Consider the following 8246-nt stretch of genomic DNA (forward strand, 5'->3'; position numbering starts at 1 on the left):
GCCGCAGGGCACCCAGGGCCGCTCCCGCCGCCGCGGGGGCGAGCCCGGTGTCGAAGATGAACGTACGGGCGGTGTTGACCAGGTGGTCGATGACGCGGGCCGGTCCCAGGACCGCCCCGCCCTGGCTGCCGAGGGACTTGGAGAGGGTCACCGTGGCGACGACGTCGGGCGCACCCGCGAGCCCCGCGGCGGCGAGCGCGCCACGCCCGCCCTCGCCCAGGACGCCCAGTCCGTGCGCGTCGTCGACCAGGAGGGCGGCCCCGGTCTCCCGGCACGCTCCGGCGAGTGCGGCGAGGGGCGCGGCGTCGCCGTCCACCGAGAACACCGAGTCGGTGACGGCCAGGGCCCGACCGCAGTGCCCGTCGAGCGCCTTGCGCACGGCGTCGGGGTCCGCGTGCGGCACGACGGCGGTGCCGGCCCGGGAGAGTCGGCAACCGTCCACGATGGAGGCGTGGTTGCCCGCGTCGGAGACGATCAGCGCCCCCGGGCCGGTGAGGGCGGTCAGTGCGGCGAGGTTGGCCGCGTAACCGGAGGAGAACACCAAGGCGGCCTCGAAGCCGCAGAACCGCGCCAGCTCGCTCTCGAGTTCGGTGTGCAGGGCGGTGGTCCCGGTGACCAGCCGTGAGCCGGTGGACCCCGCGCCCCAGCGCCCGGCCGCCTCGGCCGCCGCCGCGGTGACCTCGGGATGGCGGGTGAGTCCCAGGTAGTCGTTGCTCGCGAGGTCCAGCGGCCCGGTACCGGCGGGGCGGGGGCGCAGGCTTCTGACGAGGCCGGCCCCGGCGCGGCGCCGGGCCTCGTCGTCGATCCAGTCGAACGGGGAGGGCATGGCTGGGTCCCTTTTTGTAGGCAGCTCACAGACCCTAGCGGGGTGCGGAGCAGGGCAGGGTGTGGCAAGGCACACACCATCGGCCGTCTCTCCTGTCCGGTTCCTCCTTGGCCGATGGCCGTGCCGTAGGCCAGGATCACCCCCATGGACCTGCTGAACACGCTGGTGGACAAGGGGCTGCGGCGCGAACTGCCGACCCGCGAAGAAGCGCTCGCCGTGCTGGCGGCCTCCGACGACGAACTGCTCGACGTGGTGGCCGCGGCCGGAAAGGTGCGCCGCCAGTGGTTCGGGCGGCGCGTGAAGCTCAACTACCTGGTGAATCTGAAGTCCGGGCTGTGTCCCGAGGACTGCTCGTACTGCTCGCAGCGGCTGGGTTCCAAGGCTGAAATCCTCAAGTACACCTGGCTGAAGCCTGACGAGGCGTCGAAGGCCGCCGCCGCCGGGGTGGCCGGGGGTGCGAAGCGGGTGTGCCTGGTGGCCAGCGGCCGGGGGCCCACGGACCGGGACGTCGACCGGGTCTCGAAGACCATCGAGGCGATCAAGGGGCAGCACGAGGACGTCGAGGTGTGCGCCTGTCTCGGTCTGCTCTCCGAAGGGCAGGCGGAGCGGCTGAGGTCGGCGGGCGCCGACGCGTACAACCACAACCTGAACACCTCCGAGGCGACCTACGGGGACATCACCACGACCCACACGTACGCCGACCGTGTGGACACCGTGCAGCAGGCACAGGCCGCCGGGCTGTCCGCGTGCTCCGGTCTGATCGCCGGCATGGGCGAGAGTGACGCCGATCTGGTGGACGTCGTGTTCTCGCTGCGCGAGCTGGACCCCGACTCCGTCCCGGTGAACTTCCTCATCCCGATGGAGGGGACGCCGCTCGCCGCGGACTGGCACCTGACCCCGCAGCGGTGCCTGCGGATCCTCGCCATGGTCCGCTTCGTCTGCCCGGACGCCGAGGTGCGGCTGGCCGGCGGGCGGGAGGTCCATCTGCGTTCCATGCAGCCGCTCGCCCTGCACCTGGTCAACTCGATCTTCCTGGGCGACTACCTGACCAGCGAGGGCCAGGCCGGGCAGACGGACCTCGACATGATCGCGGACGCCGGTTTCGAGGTGGAGGGGTCCGACACGACGACCCTGCCCGGGCACCGCGTCCCCGTGGCGGACGGTGGCTGCGGGTCGCACGGAGGCGGCGGCTGCGCCCCGTGCGGCGACGCGCCTGAGGCCGCCGAGGGTGCTCCCTCCGGGGCCGTGGCCGCCGCCCCCGAGGTCCCGTCGGCGCGTACGGACCTGGTGGCGGTCCGCCGTCGCGGCGCCGGTACGGACATCGCGCCCAATGCCTGATCCGCTCTCCCCCGCCGAACTCCGTTCCCTGGACCGGGCACACGTGTGGCATCCCTACGGGCCGATGCCGGGCCGGCAGGAGCCGCTGGTCGTNCGGAGGCGGCGGCTGCGCCCCGTGCGGCGACGCGCCTGAGGCCGCCGAGGGTGCTCCCTCCGGGGCCGTGGCCGCCGCCCCCGAGGTCCCGTCGGCGCGTACGGACCTGGTGGCGGTCCGCCGTCGCGGCGCCGGTACGGACATCGCGCCCAATGCCTGATCCGCTCTCCCCCGCCGAACTCCGTTCCCTGGACCGGGCACACCGCGTCCGGGGTACGGCTCCGGCTCGCCGAACCCGCTCATGGTCAGCGGGAGTTGGTGGACGGTATGTCGTCCTGGTGGTCGGCGGTGCACGGCTACAACCACCCGGTGCTCAACGAGGCGGCCCGTGGCCAGCTGGACCGGATGAGCCATGTGATGTTCGGCGGGCTCACCCATGAGCCCGCGGTCCGGCTGGCCGCCCGCCTGGTGGAGATCACCCCGGCCCCGCTGCGGCACGTCTTCCTCGCCGACTCGGGTTCGGTCTCCGTCGAGGTGGCGGTGAAGATGTGTCTGCAGTACTGGCGTTCGGCCGGGCGGCCCGGCAAGCAACGGCTGCTGACCTGGCGCGGCGGCTACCACGGAGACACCTGGCAGCCCATGTCCGTCTGCGATCCCGAAGGCGGCATGCACGAGCTGTGGTCGGGGTCCCTGCCCCGGCAGGTCTTCGCGGACGTCCCGCCGGAAGGTTTCGACGCGGAGCCGGACGAGGACTACGCACGGCATCTGCGCACGCTGGTCGCCGAGCACGCCGATGAGCTGGCCGCGGTGATCGTCGAGCCGGTGGTGCAGGGCGCGGGCGGGATGCGGTTCCACTCACCCGCGTATCTGCGGGTGCTGCGGGAGGCCTGCGACGCGAACGACGTGCTGCTCGTCTTCGACGAGATCGCCACGGGGTTCGGCCGGACCGGAAAGCTCTTCGCGGCGGAGCACGCGGGGGTCTCCCCCGACGTCATGTGCGTCGGCAAGGCGCTGACCGGGGGCTATCTGACCCTGGCGGCGACCCTGTGCACCTCACGGGTGGCGGAAGGGATCTCCCGGGGCGAGGTGCCGGTGCTGGCGCACGGGCCCACCTTCATGGGCAATCCGCTCGCCTCGGCGGTGGCCTCGGCCTCGGTGGACCTGCTGCTGGGGCAGGACTGGGAGGCGGAGGTGAAACGGATCGGGGCCGGGCTGGAACAGGGCCTCGCCCCGGCCGCCGGCCTGCCGGGAGTCCGGGACGTACGGGTGCTGGGCGCGATCGGAGTCGTACAGCTCGACCACGAGGTGGACATGGAGGCCGCCACGCGGGCCGCGGTGAGCGAGGGCGTGTGGCTGCGCCCCTTCCGCGACCTGGTGTACACGATGCCGCCGTACGTGACCGGCGACGAGGACGTGGCGAGGATCTGCCGGGCCGTGTGCGCGGCTGCGAAGAGGGGCTGAGATGACCGTGATGGTGGTGTCCGGTACGGGCACGGAGATCGGCAAGACCGTCGTGACGGCGGCCGTGGCGGCCGCCTTCCGGGACCGCCGTGTGGCGGTGCTCAAGCCCGCCCAGACGGGGCTCGCCCCTGGGGAGCCGGGGGACGCCGCCGAGGTGGCGCGACTGGCGGGCGCCCATGTCACGGCCGTGGAGCTGGCCCGTTTCCCGGAGCCGCTGGCCCCGGAGACCGCGGCACGCCGGGCGGGTCTGGCGCCGGTACGCCCGTTCGAGATCGCCGAGGCGGCGCAGAAACTGGCCACGGAACACGACGTGGTGCTGGTCGAGGGCGCGGGCGGGCTGCTCGTACGGTTCGACGGCGAGGGTTCCACGCTCGCGGACGCCGCCCGGTTGCTGGCCGCGCCGGTGCTGCTCGTGGTCCCCGCGGGCCTCGGCACGCTCAACGCGACCGCACTGACCGCGGAGGCGCTGCGGACCCGCGGCCTGGGGTGTCCCGGGGTCGTGGTGGGCAGCATGCCGGCGGACCCGGACCTCGCGTCACGGTGCAACATCGAGGACCTCCCGGTCGCCGCGGGCGCCCCGCTGCTGGGTGTCGTGCCCGCCGGCGCCGGCTCGCTCGACCCGGCCGACTTCCGCGCGCGGGCGGCGGGCTGGCTGGCTCCCGCACTCGGCGGCCACCGGCAGGCGGGCTGAGCGGACGGTACGGGAGCCGGCGTCGCGGGGGCGGGGCCGTACCGCGGTCCCGCGCTTCTCGCGGGGCCCGGCCGGGCACCTGACGGACGTGGGGATGACCGAGCGGTCGCCGGGGCAGACGGAGTGCCAGGCGGCGGAGGTCCCAGGAAGGCGGGCCGGGCCGGCCGGGAAGCGGGAGAGGGTCACCGCGGACGCCAGGCGCCCACGGTGAGCGGACCCACGCCGCGTTCCGGCGGGATCGGCCCTGACGCCGGCCCCGGCCGGCGCCGCGGCGGGCTTCGCCGTCCTTAGACTGACCCTCCAGCCGTTCGAACCAACGAAAGGTGTGTACGTCCGCCCATGGGCGAACCTCCCGGTAACCGGTCCCGCCCTCGTCGCGCGGCCCTCCTCCGACACCGCGCGAACCCCCTGCCCCTGCCCGATCATGGGACGGAGGTGAACCGATGACCGAAGTGCTTCTGCTCCTGGTGGCCGTGCTGCTCTCCCTGGCCTGCGGCGCGTTCGTCGCAGCCGAATTCTCTCTGACGACCGTCGAACGGGGTGAGCTCGAACGGGCCGTCGAGCGGGGGGAGCGCGGCGCGGCGGGTGCCCTCAAGGCCGTACGCGGGCTCACCTTCCAGCTCTCCGGCGCCCAGCTCGGCATCACCGTCACCAATCTGGTGGTCGGCATGCTCTCCGAGCCGTCCGTCGCCAAGCTGATCCGCGGTCCGGTGGAGGCCACGGGGCTCTCGCCCGGTGTGTCCTCCTCCCTCGCCCTGGTGATCGGCACGGCGCTGTCCACCGTCGTACTGATGGTGGTGGGCGAGCTCGTACCGAAGAACTGGGCGATCTCGTCCCCGCTGGCCGTCGCCAAGGCCGTGGCCACTCCGCAGCGGGTGTTCACGGCCGTCTTCCGGCCGTTCATCGGCCACCTCAACAACACGGCCAACCGCATCGTGCGCCGCTTCGGTCTGGAGCCGGCCGAGGAACTCGCCTCGGCGCGCAGCCCTCAGGAGCTGGTGGCCCTGGCACGCCACTCCGCGAAGGCGGGCGCCCTGGAGGCCGACACGGCGGAGCTGTTCGTACGGACTCTCAACCTCTCCGAGCTGACCGCCGAGAACGTGATGACGCCCCGTGTCCAGGTCACGGCGCTGGATGTGCTGGCCACCGCGGAGGACGTCGCGAACGCCACGCGGGCGACCGGCCTCTCCCGGTTCCCGGTGTACCGGGGCAGCCTGGACACGGTCGTCGGGGTGGCGCACATCAAGGACGTCCTGGCCGTACCGGCCGCCCAGAGGCCCCGCAAGAGGGTGTCCGAGATGCTGCGCGAACCGCTGCTCGTACCGGCGACGCTCGCCGTGGACCAGCTGCTGGACCGGCTGTCGGGCAAGCTGGCCATGGCCGTCGTCATCGACGAGTACGGCGGGACGGCGGGCGTGGTGACCCTGGAGGACATCGTCGAGGAGGTCGTCGGCGAGGTGCGGGACGAGCACGATCCGCACGAGACGCCCGACCTGGCACCGGCCGGCGAGGACGCCGACGGGCGAACCCTGTGGTCGGCGGACGGCGCCGCCCGCACCGACCAGCTCAGGACGGTGGGGCTGCGGGNTGCCTTGCCAGCCCGCTCAGAGATGTGTATAAGAGACAGGCTCAGGACGGTGGGGCTGCGGGTGCCGGACGGTCCCTACGAGACGCTGGCCGGCCTCGTCGCCACCGAGGTGGGGCGGATCCCGGTGGTCGGCGACACGGTCGAGCTCGGCGGGTGGCGGATCGACGTGGTGGACGCCTCGGGGCACCGCGCCGCGCGCGCCCTGCTGCACGCACCGCTGCCCGGGACCGGCGAGCTGGCGGAGGAGACGCGATGACCGCCCTTCAGCTCTTCATCGGCCTGCTGACGCTGGTCGTGAACGCCTTCTTCGTCGGCGCGGAGTTCGCCCTGATCTCCGTACGCCGCAGCCAGATCGAGCCGGAGGCCGAGGCCGGGGACAAACGGGCGCGGAGCGTGATCTGGGGGCTGGAGCACCTCTCGGCGCTCCTGGCGGCCGCGCAACTGGGCATCACGCTCTGCACGCTGGTCCTGGGCATCGTGGCCGAGCCGGCCATCGCCCATCTGCTGGAGCCCGTGTTCGACGCGGTGGGTGTGCCCCACGGAGCGGTCCACCCGGCGTCGTTCGTGATCTCCTTGGCGCTGGCGACCTATCTGCACATGCTGCTCGGCGAGATGGTGCCGAAGAACATCGCGCTGGCCGAGCCCGCGCGCACCGCGCTGCTGCTCGGACCGCCGCTGGTGGCCCTGGCCAGGGCGCTGCGCCCGGTGATCTTCGCCGTCAACGCGTTCGCCAACGGCCTGCTGACGCTGTTGCGGGTGGATACCAAGGACGAGGTGTCCGCGACCTTCTCCGACGACGAGCTGGCTCTGCTCGTCAAGGACGCCGGGGACGCCGGACTCGTCGACGACCGTTCGGCGGAACGGCTGCGGCACGCCCTGGAACTGGGCCGCCGCCCGGTGAGGGACGTGCTGCTGCCGATCGACAAGGTGCTGTACACCCGGGTGGGCACCACGCCCGAGGAGTTGGAGCGGCTGTCCTGGGAGTCGGGGTTCTCGCGTTTCCCGGTGATGGACAGCAAGCAGCGGATCCTCGGTTACCTCCACGTGAAGGACGCGCTGGACGCCACCCCCCGGGACGTCCCCTTCCCCGTGTCCGCGCTGCGGCCGATCGCGCGGGTGCGGGCCTCCACCCCGCTCGACGACGTACTGACGGCGTTGCGCCGGAGCCGTACCCATCTCGCGGTCGTCGTCGACGACGACAACCGGCCGGCCGGGCTGGTCGCGATGGAGGACGTACTGCGTGAACTGGTCGGCCGGCCCCAGGCCCGCTGACGGACACGGCACCGGGGCACGGGGCGGGGCGGGACGTCAGGGCGGCGGTGGGCGTACGAGGCCGGGTGCGGAGCGGGCCGCGCCGCCCGGGTGTCCGGGCACCCGGGCGTCTGGGCGCAGCCGGGGCCGTACCGGGGCTCGGGTGGCGGCTCGCGCGGCGGCTCGGGTGGCGGCTCGCGCGGGCGGACGCCGTCGTGACTCCGGGGCCTTTCCGGCCCCGGCCCGCGTCACGGTACGATCGCATCCGCCATGGAATCGAATGCCCCCTACACCAGTTTTGTCGCGGTCGGTGACTCCTTCACCGAAGGCATGTCGGACCTGCTGCCCGACGGCTCGTACCGCGGCTGGGCCGACGTCCTCGCCTCCCGGCTCGCGGCCCGGACGCCAGGCTTCCGCTACGCCAACCTCGCCGTCCGCGGCAAGCTCATCGGGCAGATCGTCGACGAGCAGGTCTCCGTCGCCGCCGCGCTGGAGCCGGACGTGATCACGCTCGTCGGCGGTCTCAACGACACCCTGCGCCCGAAGTGCGACATGGGCATGGTGCGGGGGCGGCTGGAAGAGGCGGTCGAGCGCCTGGCCCCCGCGTGCGGGACGCTGGTGCTGATGCGGAGCCCCGGCCGCGAGGGACCGGTGCTGGAGCGCTTCCGGCCGCGTATGGAGGAGCTCTTCTCCCTGGTGGACGAGCTGGCCGCACGGCACGGGGCACTGGTGGCCGACCTCTACGGTGCGCCGTCGCTCGGCGACCCGCGGATGTGGGACGTGGACCGCCTCCATCTGACGGCCGAGGGGCACCGCAGGGTCGCGGAGGCGGTCTGGCAGGCGCTCGGCCTGCCGGCGGAGAGCGACTGGCGGACTCCGATGCCCGTGGCACCGCCGCCGCGCTGGGCGACGCGGCGGGTGGCCGACGTGCGGTTCGCCCGGCAGCACCTGTTGCCGTGGATCGGACGGCGCCTCACCGGCCGGTCGTCGGGTGACGGGCGGGCGGGGGCGCAGTTCGACCCGGCGCTCGGAACGGCTTTCTGGATCACCCCGGAGG

At 73.4% G+C, this 8246-nt stretch carries 6 protein-coding genes and 2 pseudogenes; 7 read left to right on the forward strand and 1 reads right to left on the reverse strand.

Annotated features, from left to right (window positions below; genetic code table 11):
• On the reverse strand, window positions 1-826 hold an 826-nt coding region (locus IH13_RS0128120), incomplete at its 3' end, for an aminotransferase class I/II-fold pyridoxal phosphate-dependent enzyme (RefSeq protein ID WP_031088777.1).
• A gap of 144 nt (window positions 827-970) precedes the next feature.
• Here IH13_RS0128120 and bioB point away from each other — a divergent pair.
• The 7 genes and pseudogenes from bioB to IH13_RS0128150 form a co-directional block, all read left to right on the forward strand.
• A complete protein-coding gene (gene bioB / locus IH13_RS0128125; RefSeq protein WP_031088778.1) occupies window positions 971-2164 on the forward strand; it encodes a biotin synthase BioB in 1194 nt (397 codons plus the stop codon).
• 246 nt (window positions 2165-2410) lie between these two features.
• Window positions 2411-3659: pseudogene (locus tag IH13_RS38660) on the forward strand (adenosylmethionine--8-amino-7-oxononanoate transaminase).
• Window position 3660: 1 nt separating this feature from the next.
• Window positions 3661-4350 carry a dethiobiotin synthase gene (gene bioD / locus IH13_RS0128135; protein WP_031088779.1) on the forward strand — a complete coding sequence of 230 codons (690 nt, stop codon included), beginning with the start codon at window positions 3661-3663 and terminating at the stop codon, window positions 4348-4350.
• A gap of 443 nt (window positions 4351-4793) precedes the next feature.
• On the forward strand, window positions 4794-5937 hold a 1144-nt coding region (locus IH13_RS38665), incomplete at its 3' end, for a hemolysin family protein (RefSeq protein ID WP_234433421.1).
• A 1-nt stretch (window position 5938) separates the two neighbouring features.
• A pseudogene (locus IH13_RS45070) lies at window positions 5939-6194 on the forward strand (transporter associated domain-containing protein); the annotation flags it as partial.
• A complete protein-coding gene (locus IH13_RS0128145) occupies window positions 6191-7210 on the forward strand; it encodes a hemolysin family protein (protein ID WP_031088780.1) in 1020 nt (339 codons plus the stop codon). The pseudogene IH13_RS45070 and the gene IH13_RS0128145, both read left to right, overlap by 4 nt.
• Window positions 7211-7459: 249 nt before the next feature.
• Window positions 7460-8246: SGNH/GDSL hydrolase family protein (locus IH13_RS0128150; protein WP_031088781.1), on the forward strand; the 787-nt coding region annotated here is incomplete at its 3' end.

This window comes from Streptomyces sp. NRRL WC-3549, assembly GCF_000721935.1.
Lineage (GTDB): Bacteria > Actinomycetota > Actinomycetes > Streptomycetales > Streptomycetaceae > Streptomyces.

Excerpts from the sequence above, each read along its gene's own strand:
- bioB (WP_031088778.1), top strand. The coding sequence starts at position 971 with ATGGACCTGCTGAACACGCTGGTGGACAAGGGGCTGCGGCGCGAACTG.
- bioD (WP_031088779.1), top strand. The coding sequence starts at position 3,661 with ATGACCGTGATGGTGGTGTCCGGTACGGGCACGGAGATCGGCAAGACC.
- IH13_RS0128145 (WP_031088780.1), top strand. The coding sequence starts at position 6,191 with ATGACCGCCCTTCAGCTCTTCATCGGCCTGCTGACGCTGGTCGTGAAC.